We start from the raw sequence: 23,908 nt of genomic DNA on the forward strand, positions 1-23,908 counted from the left end.
CGGCTCACGACGCTGCAACCGCGCGTCGCCGCCCGTCGACAAGGCGCATCGCATCCAAAAACCCCTGCACCATGTTCGCCAGCGTGTACTTGTCCGTCACCGTCCGCAGCGCCCCGTCGCTGAGTTTCGCCCGCATCGCCGCATCGCCCAGCACCCGGCCGATCACGCTCGCCAGATCATCGACCTGGCCGTCGCGATACGTCAGCCCGTTGACGCCCGGCGAAAGCGCCTCGATCTCGGGGTTCTGAGCGGCAGTCGAATCGCTGGTCACGATCGGCAGCGCATATCCGAACGCATGCAGAATGCTCAGCCCCACGTTCACCGGATAACAGAACACGCTCGACGACATCATCCACGGCGCCAGCTTCATCTGATCGTAAATCTTCCCGGTGAAAACGACGCGCTCGGCGATGCCGCGCTGTGCCGCCAGCTTCGTCAGTCGCTCGCGGTCCGGGCCGTCGCCGATGATGACGGTTTTGAACGACGGATGTTCGCCCGCCAGATTCGCCGTCGCTTCGATGAGCAGGTCCACGCGGTTGTCGGCATACAGGCGCGAGACGAACACGATCGTCTTGCCCGCATCGAGCTGATGCTCGCGCTGGAAGGCCGCCAGATCGTCGGGCTTGTCGAGCCACGCTTGTCGGGCCGCCTGAATCGGCGCCTGGTCCAGCGCGTTCTGTGCGACGAAGACGCGGTCGGCGTCGAAGCCGTCGTTGCGGATCAGCCCGTCCGCGATCGTTTTCGTGTACAGCATGACGCCGTCGGCGGATTTGCCCATGCGATTGCGCATCCACGTGCGCCACCGGCGCGGCCGCTTCGAGTAGCCGTGACCCCAAAGCACCGTCCGCAGCCCGCATCGGCGTGCCCGGCGGATCGCGATCGCCGCCGAGCGGTAGTGCGCGTCCCATGGCAGAATCAATAGATCGAACCGCTTCGCGTCCGCCGCATCGAGCATCGCCTGTTGAAACTTGAAACCGAGCGGCCCGAGCCGATGCTCGTCAATCGGCGCGGCCCGGTATTGAAAATCCTTCGCCTCGTCCGACCCGCTGCTGAGCCCCTCCAGATCGCCCGCGAACACGCTCAGCGAAACGCCCGGCTGACGCGCCAGCAGATTGAACACCGGCACACGATACGAAGGCAGCGCCGGCTGACAGATCGCCAGTCGAATCGCCGGCGGATGCGAAGTTGATTCGGACGCTGCGCTCATCAAGGTAGTCTACCGGCCCGGCGGCCCGGCTGCGTCGGCGGCGCCCTTGCTCCCAAGCATGCTCGCCAATATGAAAACCATCACCACCGTCACACCCCCCGCGATCGCCATCCGCTTGTACCCCTCCGGCGCTTTCCAGAAACTCGGCGTCTTCCACGCCAGCGCGTCCCATGCCTTGTCCGCATGCCCGAGCTTGAGCAGATCCATCGTGTCGAACGTCTGAGACTCGGCGAACAGGTTGTGCGTGTGCTCGATGAAAACATACTTGCCGTCGGGCTTGCGCACGACCGCCTGATCTTCATTGCCGGGGAAGTTGGCGTACGCGGCGATGCGGTCGACCAATTCGTCGGACCCGCTGCCCGACGCGGCGTTGTGACCGGCGAGCACCTTGCACACGCCGTCCCCGTCGTCCGTCAGGTACACGCTGGTGACGAGCTTCTGGTGATAGACGCGCGGCATGATCAGCACGAGCGTCATGGCGGCCAGGTAAACGAGAATGAGCACGACGATCCGCATGGGTTACGACTGCGTCCGGGGACGGATTTCCGCGGCATACACGACGCGCTGCGCCGGCGGGGGCGCCAGCTCAACCGCCGGCTCGACATATTCATCGCGCACCGCCAGCTCGAAGCGCCCCAGCAGAATGGCGAACAGGAACAGGTCCAGACTCTGCATCATTGAGCCCTGCTTGAACGAGAGGATCACGTTCGCCCAGAAAAGCGCGCCGACCGCCGCCAGCGCGCCACGCTGCATCGCGTCGTCCTTGATGAGCCGGTAGATGCGGGCGATCGACCGCGTGCCGATGTACACGATGTACCAGAACAGCGTGAACCCGACGAGGCCCTCCTCCGTGAGAATCTCCAAGGGGACCATGTGCGGATACTTGCCCAGCAGACTCGGTGAAAAGCTCGCGGAGTTGCCCAGCCCGATGAGCCAGTAGATCGGCCCGGCCTCCCACCAGTCCTGTAGCACGAGCATCGACGTCTCGAGCCGCGTCTCCTTGAAGTTGTTGATCATCTCCCCGACGTTCCATCGCCCTTCGTACGCCATCGTCGACAGCAGCACGCCGCTCAGTCCGCCGACGATCATCAGCCCGAACAGCGCGCCGATGAAGCCCCATTTGTTCTGCATCCCGCGGCCGATCGGCAGAAACAAAAGCAGCATCAGCAGCGCCACCAGGAACTGTCCGCGCGTCTGCGTGAGGATGATCAACAGCAGCGCCGCCGCCACCACGCCCCATCGCAGGATCTGAAGCACCCGACCGATCCCCGAGAAATTCATCAGCGCCGCGATCACTGTCACGTATGCGCCCAGCGACGCGATGCCCAGCGGGTTGAGCCCCACGCTCGCATCGGACGTCGCCTCCAGACCGCGGCCGGCCCAGTTGCCCGCCCCGATGAGCACGACGCACAGCGTCCCGCCGAGGATGATCGTCGTGATCAGCGCCGCCCGAAGGTCGCGCGAATCCTGAATCAGCATCGGCGACAAAATCACCGTCACGGCGATGTAGAGCCCGCGATTGCGCAGATTCGTGATCGCGTCGTCCGGGTCCAGCGCCCAGAGAATTGACAAAAACGCGAAGCCGAAAAGGATCAGCGTCCACCATCCCGCCGGCGGATACTGCCGCGACATGGCCTTGCCCCGCAACATCAGGATGATGACGCCCTGCACCATGGTGGCGCCGATGAGGTAGTTGGAGATCATCGGATGGGCCGCGATGAGGGGCACGGAAGTCTGGGCCCACTGGAACACGCCGTTGGCACAGAGCATCCCGCCCAGCGCCGCGGCCGGCCATCGCAGCGTCGCGCCGAACAGACTGATGATCACGATCCCGTAGAGGACGGTTTGCATACTCAATAGTCTATCGGATAAAACGCCGATGAGTCTGCGGACGAATCATGCGAAACCGATGAGAATCTGCCATATTATCGCGACGTTGGACCCAGCCGCCGGCGGCCCCCCGGCCGTGGCGCTGCCGCTGGCATCCGCGCAGGCCGCCGCCGGTCATGAGGTCCATCTCATCTACGAGCAATCGCCCCACGCCGCCGAAAACATCCGCAAATTCGTTGATCAGACGCCCGGCGCCGACCGCGTGCAGCGACACGCCGTCACCGATCGCTCGCTGGCCGGGCGGATTCTCGCCGGCGAAGTCTGCCGCGAAGTGGTGCGGGTGATGAAGATGGATGGGCCGTGCGTGGGGCATTTGCACGGGGTATGGGAGCCGATGCTGCTGCGGTCGGCGAAGATGATGCGGCGGTGGGATTGCCCGTATGTCGTCGCGCCGCACGGGATGCTCGATCCGTGGTCGCTGTCGCAGAAGGCGCTCAAGAAGCGGCTCGCCCTGGCGGTCAGCGGTCGGCGCATGCTCGACAGCGCCCTGTTCCTGCACGCGCTCAATGAGGATGAGCAGACGCTCTGGGCCCCGCTCAAACTCACCGCCCCGGTGCGCGTCATCGCCAACGGCGTCTTCATCGAACAATACCAGCCGGCTCCGCAAGCGGGACTCTTTCGCAAATCGCACCCGAAGATCGGCGAGCGCCCGTTTTTCGTGTTCCTCTCGCGACTGCATTACAAGAAGGGGCTGGACATCCTCGCCGACGCCTTCGCGCAGTTCGCGGAGCATGATCAGACATTCGACCTCGTCGTGGCGGGGCCCGACGGCGGGGCGGAGGCGGACTTCCGCAAACGCATCGACGAACGGGGACTGACCGGGCGGGTGCACATGACCGGCCCGATTTACGGGGACGAAAAGCGTCATCTTCTGCGCGACGCCGCGGCGTTCATTCTGCCCAGCCGGGCCGAGGGCTTTTCGATCGCCATCACCGAGGCGCTGGCGAGCGGCCTGCCCGTGGTGATCTCGCAGGCGTGCCACTTCGGCCGCGTCGGGGACGTCGGGGCGGGCTACGTTGAGCCGCTGGAGCCGGCCGCATTCGCAAGGGCGATGACCCGCCTCGCCGCCGACCCCGCCGCCGCCCGAGCCATGGGCCAAATCGGCGCCAAGCTCGTCGCCGACCACTACACCTGGCCCGTCATCGCCGCCGGCCTGACGGCGGAGTATGAACGGATGATGGCGGCAAGAAAAACCTAAAATTAACCAAACAGAATCCTTGACACGCCGGCTTGTACGGCATATATTAGGGTCATGGTCAAGGATCGATCAGAAACATATGCGGGGGGCGTGCTGGCGGACGGGCCGGTGCGGGGGCGGGGGGCCCAGCTCAATCCGACCAATCGCTTCGAGAAGCTTTCGCTGCACGTGCTGGGCGAGCATCTGGATCAGGTGGCGATCGAGCGGGGTGTCGATGCCCTCGGGCGACAGGTGCGGACGCAGGTGTACCGCGATCGGACCCGGTCGATCATCAATCCCGTCGACAGCCCGGACCTGCCGTTCAAGTGGTCGATCAATCCGTACCGGGGTTGCGAGCACGGATGCATTTATTGTTACGCGAGGCCGACGCACGAGACGCTGGGGCTTTCGAGCGGGCTGGATTTTGAGTCGAAGCTGCTGGCGAAGGTCGATGCGCCGAGTCTGCTGCGGCAGGAACTGGGGCGGGCGGGATGGAAGGGCGAACCGATCATGATGTCGGGCGTCACCGACTGCTACCAGCCGGTCGAGGCGCAGCTCAAAATCACGCGCGGGTGTCTGGAAGTCATGGCCGAGGCGCGGCAGGCGGTGAGCATCATCACCAAGAGCCGGCTGATCCTGCGGGACCTGGATCTGCTGACGGAGCTGAATCGGCATGACGCGGTGCATGTGGCGATCAGCGTGACGACGCTGGACGCCCGGCTCGCCGGCGCGCTGGAGCCGCGGGCGGCCAGTCCGCGCGATCGGCTGTGGACGATTCGGCGGCTCGCCTCCGCCGGCATTCCGGTCCATGTCATGGTCGCGCCGATCATTCCGGGGCTCAACGATCGGGAGATGCCCGCCATTTTGAAAGCCGTCGCCGAGGCGGGGGCGTCGGGGGCGGGGTACGTGATGCTGCGTCTTCCGTATCAGATCAAGGACCTGTTCGACGACTGGCTCGCCCGTCACGCCCCGCACCGCCGCACGCATGTGCAGTCGCTGATCCGCGACATGCGCGGCGGGAAGCTCTACGACGCCACATGGGGCCAGCGCCTTCGCGGCGAAGGCGCCTACGCCGATCAGATTCGCCAGACCTTCGACGTCTTTTCCGCCCGTTGCAACCTTCGCCACAGCACCCACCGACTCAACACCGCCGCCTTCCGCCGCCCCCAGGACGTCGCCCAACTCGCCCTCTTCGAAGACAATTGACCCCCGCTCCGCATCGTTAGCGCCCGCCTCGAAGGGGCGTTCCCTCTGCCTTCACGCCTCGCTCACTCCCGCTCCCGCAACTCCCCCGGCGTATTGAACCCCGCCCGCACCGGCCAGCCCGCCGGGCATGCCACCGCCGTCGCCCCCGCCCGCGTGAGCACCGCCTGCATCGACGCCGCGCCTTCGACAAACGCACCGATCCGCGCGTGATACACCCCCGGCATCGGTTGCCATCGATCATCACGAAACGCCGTCGCCGTCGCTCCCGCACGATCCGCCGCCAGCAGCGTCGCAACCCACGCCGCCTCCACCTCCGCAAAATCGCACGCCGCCAGCACGAACCGCTCATGCCCCTGCAAAAGCGCCGTGACCAATCCCCCAACCGGTCCCAACCCCGGTTCCCTATCCCCAATCGTCCGCAGCCCCAAATCCTCATAGTTCCCCGCACACTCCGCAATCACCGTCAGCTCGCTCGCCACCGGTCCGAGCCGCTCCGCCACATGCACCAACAGCGCCTTGCCCCGCCAAACCGCCCGCGCCTTATCCGACCCGAACCGCGCACTCTTTCCACCCGCCAGCACAAACACCGGCACCCGCCCGCCCGCCGCACTGTCATTCGTCGAATTCATAATCCCCGATCCCCAACCCTCGATCCCCAACTCTTCACTTCCGCGCGTGATCCCCTCCGCGCAAGGTTTCAATCGCATGCGGCAAAACATCCGCCAGCGCTTCGAGCGATTCGATCGCCCCCTTGCGCGAGCCGGGCAGATTGATCACCAGCGTGCGGTCGATCGTCCCCGCGATCCCGCGCGATAAAAAACACTTGGGCGTCTTCGCGTAGCAGCGCATCTGCATGAGCTGAATCAATCCCGGATGCTCGCGCTCCAGCACGCGCCGCGTCGCCTCCGGCGTCACATCGCGCGGACCCAGCCCCGTCCCCCCCGTCGTCAACACCAGGTCCGGCCTCGGCGTCGCATCCGACCACTCCACAAGCACATGACCAATCGCATCCGGATCGTCCGCCACGCACCGCGCCGCCAGCACCGTCGCGCCGAACGTCTCGCGCAACATCTGACAAAGCGCCGGCCCGGACGTATCCTCCGCCTCGCCGCGCGCACACCGATCCGATATCGTCAATACACTCGCATTCATGCCGGGAACTCCGAAGCGTGCGGCCGAACGTCCCCGCGACGCCCGCCGGTTTTTTCGATGAGACGGATCGATTCGATCACCATCCCCGGATCGATCGCCTTGCCCATGTCGATCACCGACAGCGCCGCGATCGCCGCCGCCGTATACGCCTCCATCTCCACGCCCGTCTTCCCGCTCGTCCGCGCCTCCGCCCGCAGATACACGCATTGCCCGTCGAGCTTCGCCCGCACATCGACGTGTTCGAGCGGCAGGGCGTGACAGAGCGGGATCAGTTCATCGGTGCGCTTCGCCGCCGTGATCCCCGCGAGCCGCGACACTTCCAGCAGGTTGCCCTTGACCAGCGCGTTGTGCGCGATCGCGTCGGCCAGTTCGGCGCTGACGCGCACACGCGCCTCGGCGACGGCGCGGCGGGTCGTGACCTGCTTGTCGCCGACATCGACCATGCGCGCCTGCCCGTGATCATCGGTATGTGTGAGTTTGCGTGTCATGCGATTGAGCCGGTCCATGCATAAAAGGGAAACGGGCCGGTCGTCGCACCCTCCGGCGGAATTTCGACAAACCCGTCCGTCGAAGCCGCGGCGGGCACGTCGCCCGACCCGCGCGTGTCGGCGAGCGAAGCGACGCCATCGGCGATGATCCGCACCGGCCGATACCACCAAAGCGCAATCGCCCGTCCGTCGTGTTCATCGAGCGAAACCATGCTCGCCGCCCGCCCCGCGCTTCGCCCCGCCCGATGCGCCATGACCGGCAGCGCGATCCGCCGCGCCGTCACCATGACCGACAGCGGATTGCCCGGCAGGCCGAACACGGCCTGTCCCCCCGGCCCGACCGCGCCGAGCACCGGGCGACCCGGCCGCATCGACAACTTGTGAAACACGAGGCGGCAACCATTGTCGCGCAGCGTCTGCGGCACGAAGTCGTGCGTCCCCGCCGACACGCCGCCCGTCAAAAGCACCGCGTCGCTGCGGCTCATCGCATGCGCAATGGTCGCATGAAGCTGATCGCGATCATCCGGGCAGTGCGTGACCTTCACCAGTTCGATCCACGCCTGCGCCTTGATCATCGCCGCCAGCGCCGGCCCGTTCGAGTCGCGCAATTGCCACGGCGACACCGCATCGTCCGCACCGAGCAGTTCGTCGCCCGTCACGATGATCGAAACCCGCAGCCGCTCATGCACCCGCACACGCCCATACCCGAACGACACCATCGCCGCCACCGCCGCCGGCGTCAGTTCGCTGCCCGCTTCGAGCACCGGCCGGCCCGCGCCCATGTTCTCCCCGCAGCGGCGAATGTTCTGATGCGCCGTCGCCGCGATGCCCGGCGGGAGCAGCACGTGATCGTCATGTTCCTCGACATCCTCGCGCTTGATGACCGCGTCGGCGCCCGGCGGCACCACCGCGCCCGTCATGATCCGCACGCACAACCCGATCGGCATCGGCCCCGGCCGCCGACCCGGCAACATCACCTCCGCCACATCGATCCGCCCCGCCTTCACATCCGCGAGCCGAACCGCATAACCGTCCATCGCGCTCACGTCCGCCGCCGGACTGGGCCGATCCGTCACGATCGGCTCCGCAAGAATCCGCCCCGTCGCCTCGGGCCAGGCGACCTCTTCGACGCCCGTCGCGCCCAGCGCTTCGCGCATCGCCGCGACGGCGTCCGCGGCGCTGACGGGCTGGTGAATCTTCAGATCGCTCATGCGCTCATCATAGCGGCCGCGTGTTACAATGCAGCCGGCGGCCGACGCTTTCGATCATCCTTCACGTGCGCAAGGTCAAGCGATGTCCCAGCGGGTTCTGGATTACTACAACAAGACGGCGGACCAATACGACGTTCTGCACGGCGGGGAGCAGAACGCCGAGCACATGCGCGCTTTGAACGATGCGCTGCCGCTGCTCCAAAGCATGAACATCGCCTCCGCGCTGGAAGTCGGCTGCGGAACCGGGCGATCACTGGCGCGCCTGGCCGAGCTGCTGCCGGGCATCAAGCTGCACGGCGTCGAGCCGTCCGTCGAACTGCTCAAGATCGCCCGGCAGCAATTGCCCGATGCCGACCTGAACGAGGGCTCCGGCGAGCGGCTTTCGATGGGCGACGACGCCGCCGACCTGGTTTTCGCCACGGGCATCATGCATCACGTCGATGACCCCAACGTGGTGATCCGCGAAATGTTCCGCGTCGCGCGCAAGGCCGTGCTCATCAGCGATCACAACAACTTCGCCTTCGGCTCGGCGAAGATGAGACGCCTGCGCCTCTGGCTCTACGCCAGCGGACTCCTCGGCGCGGTGACGTTCATCAAGCAGGGCTTCCGCCGTCAGGGCTATTCCCAAGACGACGGCTGGTGGTATCCGTACTCGCTTCTGGAAAATCACCGCACGATTTCCCAGTTGTCGCAGCGGATGTACCTGATGCCGACCCGGCCGGTCGTGTCAGGTCCGTTCGGGAATTTCATGCAGACGCAGACGCATTTCGCCGTGCTGGCGGTCAAGGCCGGCGCGACGGTCTGACGTTACCGCCGCCGGGTTATAGAATGAGCCGATGCTGGTGACGATCAAAGTTTTCGGCCCCGAGGCGCAGGCGGTGGGCGCGGCGGAAGTGCGCGTCGATGTGGCGGACCCGGTGACGCCGGGGCGCCTTCGCGCGGCGATCGCCGAACGGTTTCCGCAGCTCGCATCGCATCTTGCTCATGCGCGCTTCGCCGTGAATCACGAATTCGCCGATGATGACAAGACGATCGGCGAAGACGACGAGGTCGCATGGATCGGACAGGTGTCGGGCGGATGAGGACGGCGGTGCATCTGATCTCGGGTCCGTTGCCGGCGCAGCCCGCCCCGTGGGCCTGCGAGCCGGGTTATGGCGCGCTGGTGTGCTTCGAGGGCGTCGCGCGGCCGACCGAACACGGCGAGCCGATCGCCGCGCTGGAGTATGAGGCGTACGAGCCGATGGCGTCGAAGATGCTCCAGCGGATCGGCGACGAACTGATCGCGATGCACGGTCTGAAAGGTTTGTGCGTCGAACACTCGACCGGCCGCGTCGGCGTGGGCGAATGCTCGTTCCGCCTGCGCATCGCGTCGGCGCACCGGAAGGAAGCGCTGGCGGCGATGGATGTGTTCATCGATCGCATGAAGCGCGACGTGCCGCTGTGGAAAAAGGCGGTTCCCGTTTAGCGACGTCGCTCGCGGCGGGTTCAATGATTGACGAAAAAACCCGCCGCGAGCGGCGTCGCTAAACGCGGGGCGTTGCCCCGCCGCTAAACGTTCATCGCGCCAGCGCCGCCCGGTAGCAGTAATCGAACAGCAGCCACCATTCGCGCATCTGAATCTTGCGGCAGATCACCGCCAGTTCGTTGTCCTCATGATCCCGCGCGGCCTTCTCGCACATGTCCACGAAGTCCATCGGGTCCCACGCCGGCTCGCTCGACAGATGCACCGCCCGCATCTCCTGCGTATTGGCCGTGACGTGCGCCGCCGCCGCCGCGAGCGGCTCGAACACCGGATGATGCCCGACGTGCCGGAACCAATACTTGGCGTTGGAATAATCGGGCTCGCGCCGGTGGAGGATCCCGTGCCAGTACGAACCGGTCGGCGTGTCGATGGCCTGACTCAACGCATGCGACGGATCGAAAAAGTCGTGATAAAGCCAGACGCCCGCCAGCGCCGCCCGCGCCATATCCGCATCGACCACCGTGTTCCCCGCAAACGCGCGGTCCACGCTCAGCGCCTCCAGCGCCTTCCGCGCCGCCCCGTTCGGCGCCCCGGGCCCCAGCGGCATGACCCGCGCCGGCGAAAGCACATCCGCGAATGCGGGACCGTAGTGTTGAGGGTCGTGAGTGAGCATGACATATGATAGACCATTGGGCGGGAGACAGGCCGAGGGTCGAACATTGCTGAAATGGTCGAACGAACCTGATGCATGGATGCTGATCGCACCGGTCCTTCTCGTGATGGTCTGGGCCTACACTCGGCCGCGCGATCATTGGATGAGGCAATTGTTCTACGACGACGACAACGACACGAAAACATCATTGACATTTCTCGGTTTCGACCCGGCGGAGGTCGAGTCGCGTCAGCATCGATTGGGTCGATTCATCTTCTGGCTTCTGCTCATCGTCTTGTGCGCCGCGTGCATGAACAGCTTTCTATTGTGGCTCGGCGTGCTGCACGGAAGTTGACGCACCGCGCGCAAAAAAATTCCCCCGGCGTCCGACTTCGCCGGGGGAAGGACCACGGTTGTGGGTGGAATCCGTGGCTCATCTTTGTCCCCTCGTGTTCAAATTGCCGGTCTGGCGCCAGGGGCATGGACCAGACCGGCGTTTCCCACTGCCGCCTCCGCCCGACGATTCGGGTCATCAGGAGTAATTCTCTGGGTCGGCCAGTGAGTGACGGTAGAAGTAATACATACGGCGTGCCAGAGTGCGGGGCGGGGGGAAAAAGGGCGTTATGACCCAGAGGGGGCGGATTTTGACGTGCGAAGCGGGGCGGGGTGTGTTAGATTCCCCAATGCGGGTGGGGACTGGGCCGCAGGTTTGCACCCAGTTGACCCGATGCACACGCGACCCAACGGGGTCCGGGAGTCTGCGAGGCACGACTTCCGGCCCCGGGTCGCACCTTGGATTTGCCGGAGAATTGAACCGCCCAGACGCCAAGGGCGCAGAGCAAGACAGAACCCGAAGCTCTTTTTCCAATCTCTGCGTCCTCGGCGCCTCGGCGGTTGAACTCTGATGATTCGGCATTCGATTGACTCGGTTGGAGATTCGCATGACGCAGGCGCACGTGACGAAGCATCCGCTGGTGGCTCATTATCTTTCGCAGTTGCGTGATGAGCGGACGCCGCCGACGACGTTTCGGCAGCTCGTCGGGCAGCTCACGTTCGTGCAGTGCATCGAGGCGATGCGCGATCTGGAGTTGGAGGCGATCGACGTCAAGACGCCGCTGACGCCGACGCGGGGGTTTCGACTCAAGCATCGGTTGGCGGTGGTGCCGATTCTTCGGGCGGGGCTGGGGATGGTGGAGGCGGTGCTGGCGATGGCGCCGTGGGCGGAGGTGCGGCACTTGGGGATCTATCGGGATGAGCGGACGCTGGAGCCGGTGGAGTATTATCACAAGTTGCCGAGCGACGATCCGCCGGATGTGGGGATGATTGTCGATCCGATGCTGGCGACGGGCGGGTCGGCGACGGCGGCGATCGAGGCGTTGAAACGGTGGGGCGTGCCGCGGATCAAGCAGGTGTCCTTGCTGGCGGCGCCGGAGGGGATCGCGCATGTGAACAGGACGCACCCGGATGTGCAGATTTATGTGTGTGCGGTGGACGAGCGATTGAATGACAAGGGCTACATCGTGCCGGGCCTGGGCGACGCGGGGGACCGGATTTTCGGGACGGTGTGAGGGAAGGTTGATCAGGTGGCGGGATGTGTTTTGAGGTCTTTCAATGATCATTGACGAATGGCTGATGGCTGATGCATTGGTCATTAGGCATTAGGCAATTGTTATTGGTCATATCGAGCCATCGAGCGCCGCGAAGCCGTGTTCCTCGGCGAACCGATTGCATTTCACGACGGAGTGATGCGCTATTTCGCGCGACGCGATTTTTGGCGGGGAGTTTTCATTTGCGTCGTTTGGCGCACGGTTGGTTCGCAAAACGCGCACGGGGATGGCAAAAGCGCGCACGGGGGAGGCAAGGGGTGATGTAAGTCCAGTGGCGGCGCGCATAGGGGCGGCGTTGTCTTCCATTGCGGTGCGCACGGGCGCGCCGGTGCGCGCGGCGGATGGCGAGATTGCGTCATTATTGCGGGAAGATCAGGGAAAATGAGGCGGGGCGTCGTTGCACCGAAATCGGCGGCGGGGGGTTGCGCCGGTGCGCGGTCAGGAATTGGCGAAGGCGGACTCGGCGATGTCGACGGCTCGGGCCATGGCGGCGGATTTGTTGACCGTCTCCTGATACTCGCTGCTGGGCACGGAGTCGGCGACGATGCCGGCGCCGGCTTGCAGGTAGACCTTCCACTGGCCGGTCTTGGCGGCGGGCATGACGACCATCGTGCGGAGGGCGATCGCCATGTCCATATTCCCCGCGAAATCGGCGTAGCCGACGGCCCCGGCGTAGGGTCCGCGGCGGGTCGGCTCCAGTTCGTCGATGATCTGCATCGCTCGCACCTTCGGCGCGCCGCTGACCGTGCCGACGGGCAGGGCGGCACGCAGGGCGTCCCAGCAGTCGCAGTCGCCGCGCAGTTTGCCGGTGACGGTCGAGCTGATGTGCATGACGTGGCTGTACCGCTCGACTTCCATCTTGACGGGAATCGCGATCGAACCGGGCTGGGCGACGCGACCCACGTCATTGCGGCCCAGGTCCACGAGCATGATGTGCTCGCAACGCTCTTTCGGATCGGCGAGCAGTTCGGCTTCAAGGGCGCGATCCTCGGCATCGGTGGCCCCACGCCGGCGCGTCCCGGCGAGCGGTCGGTTGGTCACGACACCGTCCTGCACGCGGCAGAGAATCTCCGGCGAGGAGCCGACGAGCATGCACCCCTCCGCCTGCACGTAGAACATGTACGGCGAGGGATTCACCACGCGCAGCGCGCGATAGATATCGAACGGATCCGCCTGCGTCGTCCGCTCAAAGCGCTGCGAGAGCACCACCTGAAAGATGTCGCCGGCCTTGATGTATTCCTTGGCGGATTCGATCATCGACTCGAACTGCGGTTGGGTCATGTTCGAGTCGCCGGGCGTCGGCGTTCCGCTAATCGTCGAAACGTCGCCGCTCGTCATCGGCACGGGCGGGGCTTCGAGGCGGGCGACGAGCGCGTCGACCTCCGCGCAGCCGGCGGCGTAGGCGGCGTCGATGGAGTCGTGCTCATCGAGCCGAACGTGCGTGATGGCGAGAATTGACTTGTTGACATGATCGAACGCCACGACCTGGCGGTACAGGCCGAACTGCATATCGGGCAGCCCGCGGTCGTCGGTCGGCGGTTTGGTCAGCTTCTCGCCTTCGCTGTATCGGATCGTGTCGTAACCGGCGTAGCCGACCCATCCGCCGGTGAAATCCGGCAGTTCGGGCAGCGTGACGAGTCGGTCATCGCGCGTCGCGCGGGCGGGTTCGGCGAGGGGGTCGGCACAGTCATCTTCGGTGACTTTGTCGCCGTCGCGCCGGCGGACGCGGGTGCCCCATGCGACGATTTGGGCGAGGGGTTGAGCGCCCATGAAGGAATAGCGGGCCTGCCGGTCGCCGCCGACGACGGATTCGAGGAGGAAGCTGGGCGCGGTGCGGGCGTCGTCGCGGACGAGTTTGCGGTAGGCGGCGACGGGGGTGAGCGTGTCGCCGAAGATGCGTCGGTAGATCGGCAACAGGTTGCCGCGCGCGGCCAACTGGCTAAACTGAGCCGGTGCGGGTTGGTGATGGACCATAGCCCGCAAGTTTAGTGAACCCGCGGGCTCAAGGCGAGCCCGACAAGCGGTCAAAACCCATGCGCATCATCCGTTTCAAGGACGAACAGGGCGCGATCCAATTCGGGCGCGATCTGGCCGACGGCACGGCGGCGTTGCTCGCCGGCGATCCCTACGCCGGGTTCAGCGATACCGGCAAGCGGGCGATGGTCGCCAAGCGTCTTTCGCCGATCGATCCGAAGGTGATCCTCTGCATCGGCCTCAACTACCGCAAGCACGCGGAGGAAACCGGGGCGAAGATACCGCAGTGGCCGGTCTTGTTCATGAAGAACATCTCCGCCGCGTGCGGACCCGATGACAAGATCGTGATCCCGCCCCTGTGCATGGACCCGCCGGAGGTCGATTACGAAGTCGAGCTGGCGGTCGTCATCGGCAGGGCGGCCAAGAACGTCAGCGAAGCGGACGCGCTCAAACACGTGCTCGGCTACACCGTCGGCAACGACGTCAGCGCCCGCCTGTGGCAAAAGGACCGCGGGGGAAGTCAGTGGTGCCGCGGCAAGGGCTTCGACACGTTCTGCCCTCTCGGTCCCGTCCTCGTCACGCCCGACGAAATCCCCGACCCGCAGACGCTCGGGCTCAGCACCCGCCTCAACGGGCAGGTCATGCAGGACTCGAACACCTCCGACATGATCTTCCCGGTGGCGAAGCTCATCGCGTTTTTATCCAGCGGCGTGACGCTCGTGCCGGGCACGGTCATCCTGACGGGCACGCCCAGCGGGGTCGGCATGGCGCGGAAGCCGCCGGTGTACCTGAAGCCGGGCGACAAGCTGGAATTGACCATCGAGAAGATCGGCTCGCTGACGAATGCGATCGTCGCGGGTTAAGCCCGCCGCAAGCGGCGTCACTGAACGGGGATGGGCGGTTTTGTGTGGTGTGAACCGATGCCGACCCGATAAATGATGAGTCCCATGAAGCGTCTATTCACCCAGTTCGGCGACTTTCTCGACCGCATCGACATCGGCGGCTGGCTGATGCTCTTGAGCGGATTCGTGATCGTGTCGGCCACCGTGCTCACGCCGGCCTGGCGCGATGTGCGGGCGCTGGATCGGCAGCGCCAATTATTGGACCGGCAGGTCACGCTGCTCGAACTGGAGGAGCAGAACTACAACGCCTTCGTCCGGGCGGTGCAGCGGGATGATCCGCTGCTCTTGGAACGGCTGGCGTGGCATCATCTGCGCCTCCGCCCGTCGGGCAGCGAAGTCGTCCCCGTCGGCTCGGAAATCCCCGCGCGGCTCCCGTCGATTGCCCAATGGGTCCAGCCGCAGCTTGACCCGCTCGTCCTGCGCGATGACGACCCGACACACGTGGACAGCCGCCTCATCCGTCTCATCACCGGCCCGTCCCGCCCGTGGGTGCTCGCCTTCGGCGGCTGGCTCATCCTGATGGGCCTGCTGCTCAACCCGACGCTCGAGTCCGCCATCGAGGACGACGCGATGCTCGACGACGAACCCGCTTCGCAAGAAGCGATCGACCCGACCGACGCATCCGCCGACGAAGCGGATGTCGAAGCGCCGGCCGAAACGCTTTTCTGATTTTCTCCCGAATTCACATCCCGCGTGTTACACTTGGGCCATGTCCGATCCGGTGGTTGAAGCGCGATTGCGGCTGGCGTTGACGGCGGGGCTGGGGCCGGTGCTGACGCGGCGGCTTGTCGAGGCCTGCGGGGGCATTGTCGAGGCATCTGAGGCGAGCGTGGCGACGCTCAGTTCCGTTAAGGGCATTTCCAACCGCAAAGCCGAGGACATCAGGCGCTCGATGCACGAGGCGGATGTCGAAGGCGAGCGCCGGCTTATCGAGTCGCAGGGCGTCACGCTCATCGGGATCGACGAGGCGGCTTATCCGCCGCTGCTGCGGCATATCGATGACCCGCCGCCGCTGCTGTATGTGCGGGGCACGCTTGAGCGAGCGGATGGGCTCGCGCTGGCGATGGTCGGCGCCCGCAAGTGCACGCAGTACGGGCGCGAGCAGGCGGACCGGCTCGCCGGTCTGCTCAGCCAGGCGGGACTGACCATCATCAGCGGCGGCGCCCGCGGGATCGACTCGGCGGCCCACGCGGCGGCGATGCGCAGCGGCGGGCGGACGGTGGCGGTGCTCGGGTGCGGACTGGGCCAGTGCTATCCGCCGGAGAACAAGGAACTGTTCGGGCAGATCGCCCGGGGCGGCGGGGCGGTCATCAGTGAACTGCCCATGCGGACGCCCCCGCTGGCCGACAACTTCCCCGCACGCAATCGGATCATTTCGGGATTGTCGCTGGGCGTGCTGGTTATTGAGGCCTCGGCCCGCAGCGGGGCGACAATCACCGCCCGGCTCGCCGCCGAGGAGCACCACCGGGAGGTCATGGCCCTGCCCGGTCGGGTCGACTCGCCCGCCTCCGCCGGGTGCCACCGGATGATCCGCGAGGGATGGGCCACGCTCGTGACCAGTCCCGCCGACATCCTCGAATGTCTCGGCGAAGCGGGGCAAACGCTCAAAGCAGCCCTCGATGAGAGTCCGGCGGAGGAGACGACCGCCGATTCCAGTCCAAAAATGCACAACCTGAGCGGCGACATCGCCCATATTTACGAAAAATTGACCGTCTCGCCCATGTCGCTTGATGACCTTTGCGGGCTGACGAATCTGCCGATCGCGACGCTTCAGTCGCATCTGATGCAGCTTCAATTGACGGGATTGGTCGAAAGATTGCCCGCTAATCGGGTTCGGCGAAGAAATTAGCGCAATTTGTGCAGGTTCATGTACAAATTTGGGGCCTGAGAACGAATATAGATATGGGGCGTCGAAAATTTTACTCGTTTGTTTTTGGCCCTTGTGATAAACTATGATTCGCCCCACCTGAGGAGACCGTTCCGTGACCGAGCGATATCGAAGTGCCAAGCCGGGGACCCCTGTCGAGTCATCGCCCTCGACGCCGTCCGCAAACGCCACCGCCGTCCGCCCGCTGCCCTCGGCCGCCTGGGGCTGGGTCGGCCCGGTGCTCGCCATCATCACCATCGGCGTCGTCGTCTGGGTGCGACACGACACCTCGACCTCTGTCGCCAAACCCTATGACCCCCGCCTGGACGCCACGGTCGCCAACGACCCGCTCGTCAAGCCCAAACCGGATTATCGCTCCGCCCAGGCCGCCGTCACGCCCGGCACGACGCCGGAGCGGCCGGACCGGACCGTCGCCTTCGCCGACACGCCGCGGCTTCTGATGGCCGAAAACGCCAAGTGGGCCGCCGGGTCCAGCGCGCCGTCCACCGATGGCCCGCTGCCCAAGGGCCCGCTCGTCCTCGAAGAAGGCCGCATCGAATTCGTCATGCCCTCCGGCGTGCACGTCACGCTCGAAGGCAACTGCGCCTTTGAAACCACCAGCGAAAACTCCATCCGCCTCGACCGCGGTACGCTCAGCGCCGACGTCCCCGATGAAGCCGTCGGCTTCTTCGTCCAGACCCCCAGCGCCCGCGTCACCGCCATCGAAGACGAACCCAAACCCCAGCCCGAATCCAAACCCGCAACGACCACTGCGGCCCCGGCCAATCAGTCGTCGCTGTGATGCGTGGTTTTATATGAATCAAAAAAACGGCCCGATCGCGGGCCGTTTTTATTTGCACAATGGTTTGACTCCCTCTCCCGCCGGGAGAGGGCCGGGGTGAGGGTGGCGACGAAGTATGGCGCTCTTCGCAACGGGCGCGGTCGGTGATGTAGTTTGGACGAACCACCGGCTGCAGTTGACCACCGACGTCAGTGATGAATAATGATGTGATCAATTGGAAGTCTGCGCAGGCAATCGACAACTGAGGCGATTTACATCAGGGGGTATTTACAATCGCAACGAACCCAACGACTACCATCGCTGAACCGCCATCGGATTTCGGTATCCGCTTGATGGACGACGAGCAGGTGCTTCTGTCGCTCCGTCCGTACCGCTTCGTGCAGTACGCGGCGGTTTCCGCCGTCATCACGGTGATTGGTATTGTGCTGCTTCCATTTGTTCTCGGTTGGGCCGTTCTGGCGGAGCGCCGTTACCACTACTGGCTCACCAACAAGCGCGTCATCTGGTGTCATGGCTTCATCGGATATCGCGTCCGAAGCGTGCCGCTGGAACGGATCACCGATGTGGTCATCAGCAGAACGCTGCCCGAAATGATGGCCGGGATCAGTTCAATCGAAATCCGTGACATGACGGGGCAATCTCAGGAAGCGGCGGGCAGCTTTGGCGCGAAGTGGATCGGTGTCGAGGATGCGCCGGAAGTTCAACGGCGGGTGTTGCAGCAAATCCGCGAGGTCAACGAGGCGGGTCGTCGAATATGACGCGGCGTCTGGAAAGATGATCTGCGGGTGTTGTGGCGACGTATGTACTTGAGTGCCGCGGGAGGAGGAAGGGGCGGTATTTCACCGGTTGCCGTACATCTTCTGGTAATACTCGCGATACGCGCCGCTTTTGACGCGCTTCCACCACTGCGGATGGTCCACGTACCACTTGACCGTCTGCTCCAGCGCGGCGGGCCAGGCGGAGCGCGACGGCGACCAACCCAGCTCGGTCTTCATCTTCGTCGCATCGATGGCGTAACGGCGATCGTGACCGAGGCGGTCGGTGACGTGGCGGATCATCGACTTGTCTTTGCCCATCAGTTCGATGATCGAATGGGTCAGTTCGAGGTTGGTGCGCTCGTTGTTCCCGCCGATGTTGTAGACCTGGCCGGCGGTGCCTTTTTCCAGCACGGTCAGCACGGCCTCGCAGTGGTCTTCGACATGAATCCAGTCGCGGACGTTCAGCCCGTCGCCGTAGAGCGGAACCTGCACGTTTTCCATCAGGTTCGTCACGAACAGCGGAATGACCTTTTCGGGGAACTGGTAGGGGCCGAAGTTGTTGGAGCAGCGCGTGATGAGCGTGTCCATGCCGAAGGTTTCGTGATACGCGCGGACCAGCAGATCGCTCGACGCCTTGGAGGCGGAGTAGGGACTGTTGGGCGCGATGGGGGTATCTTCGGTGAATTTGATTTGAGGATTTTCGAGCGGAAGCGAACCGTAGACTTCATCGGTGCTGACATGGACGAAGCGGGCGACGTTGTGGCGGCGCGCCGCGTCGAGGAGTTTCTGCGTGCCGAGGATGTTGGTGTTCACGAACGGCGTCGAGTCCATGATGGAACGATCGACATGCGACTCGGCGGCGAAGTGAACGACGGCGTCGCAGCGCGGCATGACCTGATCAAGAATCGCGGCGTCACAGATATCGCCGCGGACGAATTCGTAGCGGTCATTGCCATCGACGTCCGCCAGATTTTCGAGATTGCCCGAGTAGGTCAGGGCGTCGAGATTGATGAGGCGGATGCCTTCGCGGTTGGCGAGGACGAAACGGATGAAGTTGGAGCCGATAAAACCCGCCCCGCCGGTGATGAGAAGTGTTCTGGTCATAGGGAAGCTCAAAAGGTGTCAGCGGTCAGGCGTCAGCTTGTTTAGCGAGGCCGCTTGCGGCCTGTTTCATTCTAATCGGCCAATCACATCCGCCAGATTGGTTCGCCAGTCGGACATCGGCCCGAGGATTTTTTCGGACGCGGACAGGTTCAGCACACTATAGGCCGGGCGCTTGGCGGGGCGGGGGAACTCGGCGGTGGTGCACGGATCGACGCGGCAGGCCGCCCCGCGCAGGCGGGCGATTTCCGCGGCGAAGTCGTGCCATGTGCATTCCCCGCCGTCGGTCACGTGATATACGCCGCGCGCCCCGGCGTCGATGAGCTTCATCGTGGCGGCGGCGAGGGGTTCGCAGCTCGTGGGCCGGCCGCGCTGGTCGTTGACGACGCGCAGCACGTCGCGCTCGGCGGCGAACCGGGCGATGGTCCGCACGAAATTCTTGCCCCACGGGGCGTAAAGCCAACTGATGCGGATGAGCAGATGGTCCGCGCCGCTGTCCAGGAGCAGCCGCTCGCCCGCCGCCTTGGTCCGCCCGTACGCATTGAGCGGCTCGATCGGATCGTCGATGCGGTACGGCCGCGTGCCATGTCCATTGAACACATAATCCGTGCTGTAATGCACGAGCGTCGCGCCGACCGCCGCGCATCGCCGGGCCAGCACGCCGACCGCCTCGCCGTTGAGCCGCATCGCCTCCGCTTCATGCGTCTCCGCCCCGTCGACATCGGTGTACGCGGCGCAGTTGATGACCAGTCGATGCCCCTCGCGCACGCCCGCTTCAATCGACGCCTCGCTCGTCAGGTCCATCTCGCCGCGCTTGGGCGCGTCAAACGTCGCGCCGCGCGCGGCAAGCATCTGCCGCCAGGCCCTGCCGAGCATGCCGCCGGCGCCGATGAGCAGGAGATTGGCAGATGCGCCGGACGAGCCCGTTGGAGAGTTTGGTTGCATCGTGTCGATTTTACATGAGGACTTTTACACTGTCATTTGCGGGAACAAGGTTCATGACAATTGCGCAGGTGCTCCTTCTTGTTTGGCCGGTGGTGGTGCTTGTCGCATTCTGGCGACTGGAGGCGCATCGCGCATGCATCATTGCGATCATCGGCGGATGGATCGCGCTGCCGACGACGACGTTGATGTTGAGTGGATGGACGTGGACAAAAATGGAAGCGGCTGTGGTGCCCTCAGTGATCGGGACGCTGATCTTCTGCCGGCCGTTGTTGAAAGCGTATCGACCGAGCATGATGGATCTTCCGGCCGTGCTCTTTTGCCTCTGTCCGTTCATTGCGGCGCTGGTCAACCGATTGCCATTGACTTTTGCATCCACGGAGACGGGCAAGGAAATGCTCTACTGGCTCGCGCCATTCGCGTTGGGTCGGCTGCTCATTGGCGAGCCGAAATACCTGCGAGATCTGGGCGTGGGCGTGTTGCTGGCGGGGCTGATTTACGTGCCGCTGTGCTGGCTGGAGATTTTTCGAGGACCGGTGCTCAATCAATGGCTGACCGGCGAAGTGTCGGGCCGGGCGATGGCGGGCGCATGGCGCGGCGGGACATGGCGGCCGGTCGTACTCATGAGCACGGGCTTTGAGGTCACGATGATGCTGGCGCTGGCGAGCATGCTGGGTGTTTGGATGTGGCGGGCGGGTACGATTCGACGTATCGCCGGCGTACCGGTGCTGATCGTTGTCGCGGCGCTCGTTGTGACGACGATCATGGCGCGATCGCTGGGGAGCATCCTGCTGATGGGGGTCGGGCTCGGGCTGCTCTTTGTGATCGCACGCACGCGATGGCGCGGTCTTTTACTGGGGCTCATCGTGCTGATCCCGCTCTATGCGGGGCTGCGTTTGAGCGGTCTGATGAGCGGGCACATCATCGTGCGGGCGTTCGAATCGGTTGCGCCCAACCGCGCACACTCGCTGCAGTTTCGTCTCGAAGGCGAGGATCAGGTCATTCGGCGTCTGCACGAGCGGCCGCTATTCGGATGGGGCGCGTTCAACGCATGGCGCGAAGATGAAGGCCGGCGGCTAGACGGATTCTGGATCATGGCGCTGACGCGCACCGGAATCGTCAGTCTCGTGATCTGGATGGTGTTCATGCTTCTGCCGAGCACGCGGTTCGTGATGCGGACGCCGGGCGAACGGTGGGCGGATGTGGCGCTGGCGGCGCCGTCAGTATTTGCTGTGTTCCTTGTACTGTGGACGGTTGACGGGTTGATCAATTACGAGATGCCGCAGGCGTACATTCTACTGCTGGGCGCGATGACCGCGCTGGCGGTGCGGCGCGGGCGAAGCGAGGACGCGATCGATGTTTGAGTCATACATCAATCTACTCCTCGCCGCGTGGGTCGTCGTTTCGATCGCGCTGTTCGCGAAGTTGCCGGGGCGGGTGGCGGCGGTCGTGTGTCTGATCGGCGGGTGGGCGTTGTTGCCGGTGGCGCAGTTTTCGGATGCGGTCAGGGGGCTCGAACAGCCGGAGAATATCGTCACGGGCGCGGCGGTGTTGAGCGTGGCGTGGTGGAACAAGGCGACGGCGATCGGCGCGGGGTGTCTGTTGGGCGTCGCGTTTTTTGATCGCTCGCGTCTGATGCAGTTGCGGCCGCGGGCGATCGATCTGGCGATCGCGGCGTGGTGCCTGGTGCCGCTGGCGTCGACGTTGCGGAACGGTCTTCCCATGAGCGACGGGCTGATGCAGGTGGCGTATGCGGCGCTGGTGTGGGGGACCCCGTGGCTGATGGGGCGCATGTATCTGATCGATCGCGCGGCGGTCGAGCTGTGGGTCGCGGCGATCATCACGGCGGGGCTCGTCTATGTGCCGATCTGTCTGCTGGAGATGTTGACCGGCAACGTCCTGTACCGCGCGCTCTACGGGTTTCACGCCTATCAGAACGTCGGCGCGGACCGCTGGTTCGGACAGCGACCGCTGGGCCTGCTCGAAGACGGTAATCAACTGGGGATGTGGATGGCCAGCGCGGCGTTGGCGGCAGTGTGGATGTGGCGACGCGGGATCATGCGGAATTTGATCGGTCTTCCCGGCGGCGTCGTGGCGGGCGTGCTCACGCTCGTCACGCTCCTGTGCCAATCCGTCGGCAGCATTCTGCTCCTGTTCGCCGGTGTCATCGGCTTAAGTCTCATCGCACGCTTCCGCGCACGATGGATTCTTGCGGCCGTGATCGCGCTGCCGATTCTCTACCTCGGCGCCCGCGCGACGGGTCTCGCCTCCGTCGGCGGCAAACTTGAACACACATGGATCGGTGCGCAAGCCAAGCGCGTGCTCATCGACGCCGGGCTCAAATCACTCGGCTGGCGGCTCAAGCGCGAGGAGGAGCACCTCAAGCGCGTGTGGGAGCGGCCGCTGCTGGGCTGGGGACGAAGCGACTGGTGGAATCGGGACGAGGCGGTGCGGCCATGGGGCATGTGGATGCTGGAACTGGGGACGTACGGCATCGTCGGACTGACGGCGTGGATGCTCATCGGACTGGTCCCACTGGGCGGCGTCATCTGGCAATGCGATCGGCCGCGCATGCGTTACGGAGCCAATGCCGCGACGATCGCGCTGGCGGCGGTGCTGGCGATCAATGCCGTCGATGCGTTTCTTAACAGCACGTTTCTGGTCATCTTCATCGCGCTGGCCGGCGGACTTGTCAGTGCGCCGCCGCTGATCGACCCGGCTCAGACCTTGCCCGAAAACAACGGCGGGGCGGCGGCGGCCAGGTCGATGTGATTGGCGCCGCCTTCGGCGATGTAGCACGTCGCGCGGTACAGACTCTCGAACGTCCCCGCGTCCGTCCACCATCCTTCAAGCACTTCGTGCGTCAGGTCGCCGCGCTTCAGGTAGTGGTTGTTCACATCCGTGATCTCCAGTTCGCCGCGGCCGGACGGCTTGAGCGTCTTGCAGATCTCAAACACCGCGTTGTCGTAAAAATAAATCCCCGTCACCGCCAGATTGCTCGGCGCCTGCTCGGGTTTTTCGATGATCTCGGCGATGCGGCCGTCCTCCATGCGGACCACGCCGAAGCGCTCCGGGTCCGGCACTTCCTTGAGCAGCACCTTCGCGCCGGACTTCTGTGTGAAGAATTCGCCGGCGGGCTTGCGGATGTTGCCCTCGATGATGTTGTCGCCGAGGATCACGACGATCTTCCCGCCGTCCGCGAAATCCTCCGCCAGCTTCAGCGCATCGGCGATGCCGCCTTCGCCTTCCTGATACGCGTAGGCGAGATGGCGAAGCCCCAGGTCATGTCCGTTCTTGAGCAGCTTCAGAAAGTCGCCGGCGTGCTCGCCGCCGGTCACGATGAGCACCTCGTCGATGCCCGCGTTGACCAGGCACTGAATCGGATAGTAGATCATCGGCCGATCGTAGACCGGCAGCAGATGCTTGTTGGTGACCAGCGTCAGCGGACGCAGACGCGAGCCCAGACCACCGGCGAGAATGACGCCCTTCATGAAAGTTCCCTCACTGAGA

25 protein-coding genes and 1 pseudogene are annotated in these 23,908 nt (G+C 64.7%); 14 read left to right on the top strand and 12 right to left on the bottom strand.

Going from position 1 to position 23,908, the window contains the following annotated elements; all coding sequences use genetic code 11:
- Positions 1-4: 4 nt before the first annotated feature.
- From GC162_11130 to GC162_11140, 3 genes are read right to left on the bottom strand one after another with little or no spacing between them, the layout of a single operon-like run.
- Positions 5-1,207: a glycosyltransferase gene (locus GC162_11130; GenBank protein MBI1369191.1), complete on the bottom strand. Its 1,203-nt coding sequence runs from the start codon at positions 1,205-1,207 to the stop codon at positions 5-7.
- Positions 1,208-1,216: 9 nt separating this feature from the next.
- The gene (locus tag GC162_11135) at positions 1,217-1,723 is read right to left on the bottom strand and encodes a hypothetical protein (protein MBI1369192.1); all 507 of its coding nucleotides are present in this window, start codon (positions 1,721-1,723) and stop codon (positions 1,217-1,219) included.
- Between the two features lie 3 nt (positions 1,724-1,726).
- A complete protein-coding gene (locus GC162_11140; GenBank protein ID MBI1369193.1) occupies positions 1,727-3,058 on the bottom strand; it encodes a hypothetical protein in 1,332 nt (443 codons plus the stop codon).
- Positions 3,059-3,086: 28 nt separating this feature from the next.
- Here GC162_11140 and GC162_11145 point away from each other — a divergent pair, with 28 nt between their 5' ends.
- Both GC162_11145 and GC162_11150 read left to right on the top strand, forming a co-directional pair.
- Positions 3,087-4,295, top strand: coding sequence for a glycosyltransferase (locus tag GC162_11145; GenBank protein MBI1369194.1), 1,209 nt, complete (start codon positions 3,087-3,089; stop codon positions 4,293-4,295).
- Between the two features lie 54 nt (positions 4,296-4,349).
- Positions 4,350-5,480 carry a PA0069 family radical SAM protein gene (locus tag GC162_11150; GenBank protein MBI1369195.1) on the top strand — a complete coding sequence of 377 codons (1,131 nt, stop codon included), beginning with the start codon at positions 4,350-4,352 and terminating at the stop codon, positions 5,478-5,480.
- A 179-nt stretch (positions 5,481-5,659) separates the two neighbouring features.
- Here the strand turns inward: GC162_11150 and GC162_11155 are convergent.
- The 4 genes and pseudogenes from GC162_11155 to GC162_11170 form a co-directional block, all read right to left on the bottom strand.
- Positions 5,660-6,199 (bottom strand): annotated as a pseudogene (locus GC162_11155) (NTP transferase domain-containing protein).
- Positions 6,144-6,632: a molybdenum cofactor biosynthesis protein gene (locus tag GC162_11160; protein MBI1369196.1), complete on the bottom strand. Its 489-nt coding sequence runs from the start codon at positions 6,630-6,632 to the stop codon at positions 6,144-6,146. Before GC162_11160 ends, GC162_11155 begins: the two are co-directional and overlap by 56 nt.
- Positions 6,629-7,120, bottom strand: coding sequence for a cyclic pyranopterin monophosphate synthase MoaC (gene moaC / locus GC162_11165; GenBank protein ID MBI1369197.1), 492 nt, complete (start codon positions 7,118-7,120; stop codon positions 6,629-6,631). Before moaC ends, GC162_11160 begins: the two co-directional genes overlap by 4 nt.
- Positions 7,117-8,331, bottom strand: coding sequence for a molybdopterin molybdenumtransferase MoeA (locus GC162_11170; GenBank protein ID MBI1369198.1), 1,215 nt, complete (start codon positions 8,329-8,331; stop codon positions 7,117-7,119). The genes moaC and GC162_11170 overlap by 4 nt, the downstream gene beginning before the upstream one ends.
- Before the next feature lie 28 nt (positions 8,332-8,359).
- On the opposite strand from GC162_11170, the gene GC162_11175 reads away from it, so the two are divergent.
- Genes GC162_11175 through GC162_11185 form a run of 3 tightly spaced genes read left to right on the top strand, consistent with a single transcriptional unit; the run spans position 8,360 to position 9,796 of the window.
- Positions 8,360-9,136, top strand: a complete 777-nt coding sequence (locus GC162_11175; protein MBI1369199.1) for a methyltransferase domain-containing protein — start codon at positions 8,360-8,362, stop codon at positions 9,134-9,136.
- Between the two features lie 31 nt (positions 9,137-9,167).
- Positions 9,168-9,413 carry a molybdopterin converting factor, subunit 1 gene (locus tag GC162_11180; GenBank protein ID MBI1369200.1) on the top strand — a complete coding sequence of 82 codons (246 nt, stop codon included), beginning with the start codon at positions 9,168-9,170 and terminating at the stop codon, positions 9,411-9,413.
- Positions 9,386-9,796 carry a molybdenum cofactor biosynthesis protein MoaE gene (locus tag GC162_11185; protein MBI1369201.1) on the top strand — a complete coding sequence of 137 codons (411 nt, stop codon included), beginning with the start codon at positions 9,386-9,388 and terminating at the stop codon, positions 9,794-9,796. The genes GC162_11180 and GC162_11185 overlap by 28 nt, the downstream gene beginning before the upstream one ends.
- Positions 9,797-9,887: 91 nt before the next feature.
- Here GC162_11185 and GC162_11190 read toward each other — a convergent pair whose 3' ends face one another.
- Positions 9,888-10,466 carry a hypothetical protein gene (locus tag GC162_11190; protein MBI1369202.1) on the bottom strand — a complete coding sequence of 193 codons (579 nt, stop codon included), beginning with the start codon at positions 10,464-10,466 and terminating at the stop codon, positions 9,888-9,890.
- A 79-nt stretch (positions 10,467-10,545) separates the two neighbouring features.
- Here GC162_11190 and GC162_11195 point away from each other — a divergent pair, with 79 nt between their 5' ends.
- Positions 10,546-10,800, top strand: a complete 255-nt coding sequence (locus tag GC162_11195) for a hypothetical protein (GenBank protein MBI1369203.1) — start codon at positions 10,546-10,548, stop codon at positions 10,798-10,800.
- Between the two features lie 586 nt (positions 10,801-11,386).
- Positions 11,387-12,013 (top strand): uracil phosphoribosyltransferase, encoded by a 627-nt coding sequence (locus GC162_11200; GenBank protein ID MBI1369204.1) that lies wholly within the window; start codon positions 11,387-11,389, stop codon positions 12,011-12,013.
- Positions 12,014-12,490: 477 nt separating this feature from the next.
- Here GC162_11200 and trpE read toward each other — a convergent pair whose 3' ends face one another.
- The gene (gene trpE / locus GC162_11205; GenBank protein ID MBI1369205.1) at positions 12,491-14,026 is read right to left on the bottom strand and encodes an anthranilate synthase component I; all 1,536 of its coding nucleotides are present in this window, start codon (positions 14,024-14,026) and stop codon (positions 12,491-12,493) included.
- A gap of 59 nt (positions 14,027-14,085) precedes the next feature.
- On the opposite strand from trpE, the gene GC162_11210 reads away from it, so the two are divergent.
- From GC162_11210 to GC162_11230, 5 genes are all read left to right on the top strand, one after another.
- Positions 14,086-14,889: a DUF2437 domain-containing protein gene (locus GC162_11210; GenBank protein ID MBI1369206.1), complete on the top strand. Its 804-nt coding sequence runs from the start codon at positions 14,086-14,088 to the stop codon at positions 14,887-14,889.
- An 84-nt stretch (positions 14,890-14,973) separates the two neighbouring features.
- The gene (locus GC162_11215) at positions 14,974-15,597 is read left to right on the top strand and encodes a hypothetical protein (protein MBI1369207.1); all 624 of its coding nucleotides are present in this window, start codon (positions 14,974-14,976) and stop codon (positions 15,595-15,597) included.
- Positions 15,566-16,777 carry a DNA-protecting protein DprA gene (dprA, locus tag GC162_11220; GenBank protein MBI1369208.1) on the top strand — a complete coding sequence of 404 codons (1,212 nt, stop codon included), beginning with the start codon at positions 15,566-15,568 and terminating at the stop codon, positions 16,775-16,777. The genes GC162_11215 and dprA overlap by 32 nt, the downstream gene beginning before the upstream one ends.
- Positions 16,778-16,910: 133 nt before the next feature.
- Positions 16,911-17,597, top strand: a complete 687-nt coding sequence (locus GC162_11225; GenBank protein MBI1369209.1) for a hypothetical protein — start codon at positions 16,911-16,913, stop codon at positions 17,595-17,597.
- A gap of 332 nt (positions 17,598-17,929) precedes the next feature.
- Positions 17,930-18,355: a PH domain-containing protein gene (locus GC162_11230; GenBank protein ID MBI1369210.1), complete on the top strand. Its 426-nt coding sequence runs from the start codon at positions 17,930-17,932 to the stop codon at positions 18,353-18,355.
- Positions 18,356-18,436: 81 nt separating this feature from the next.
- Here GC162_11230 and rfbB read toward each other — a convergent pair whose 3' ends face one another.
- Together rfbB and rfbD are read right to left on the bottom strand one after the other, a co-directional pair.
- Entirely contained in the window at positions 18,437-19,459 is a 1,023-nt protein-coding gene (rfbB, locus tag GC162_11235; GenBank protein ID MBI1369211.1) for a dTDP-glucose 4,6-dehydratase, read from the bottom strand.
- Positions 19,460-19,525: 66 nt separating this feature from the next.
- The gene (rfbD, locus tag GC162_11240) at positions 19,526-20,401 is read right to left on the bottom strand and encodes a dTDP-4-dehydrorhamnose reductase (protein ID MBI1369212.1); all 876 of its coding nucleotides are present in this window, start codon (positions 20,399-20,401) and stop codon (positions 19,526-19,528) included.
- A 53-nt stretch (positions 20,402-20,454) separates the two neighbouring features.
- On the opposite strand from rfbD, the gene GC162_11245 reads away from it, so the two are divergent.
- Positions 20,455-21,762: a hypothetical protein gene (locus tag GC162_11245; protein MBI1369213.1), complete on the top strand. Its 1,308-nt coding sequence runs from the start codon at positions 20,455-20,457 to the stop codon at positions 21,760-21,762.
- Entirely contained in the window at positions 21,755-23,170 is a 1,416-nt protein-coding gene (locus GC162_11250; GenBank protein ID MBI1369214.1) for a hypothetical protein, read from the top strand. The genes GC162_11245 and GC162_11250 overlap by 8 nt, the downstream gene beginning before the upstream one ends.
- Here GC162_11250 and GC162_11255 read toward each other — a convergent pair.
- Positions 23,119-23,889: an NTP transferase domain-containing protein gene (locus GC162_11255; GenBank protein MBI1369215.1), complete on the bottom strand. Its 771-nt coding sequence runs from the start codon at positions 23,887-23,889 to the stop codon at positions 23,119-23,121. The genes GC162_11250 and GC162_11255 overlap by 52 nt on opposite strands.
- Positions 23,890-23,908: the final 19 nt, after the last annotated feature.

Source organism: Planctomycetota bacterium (genome assembly GCA_016125255.1).
GTDB lineage: Bacteria > Planctomycetota > Phycisphaerae > Phycisphaerales > Zrk34 > RI-421.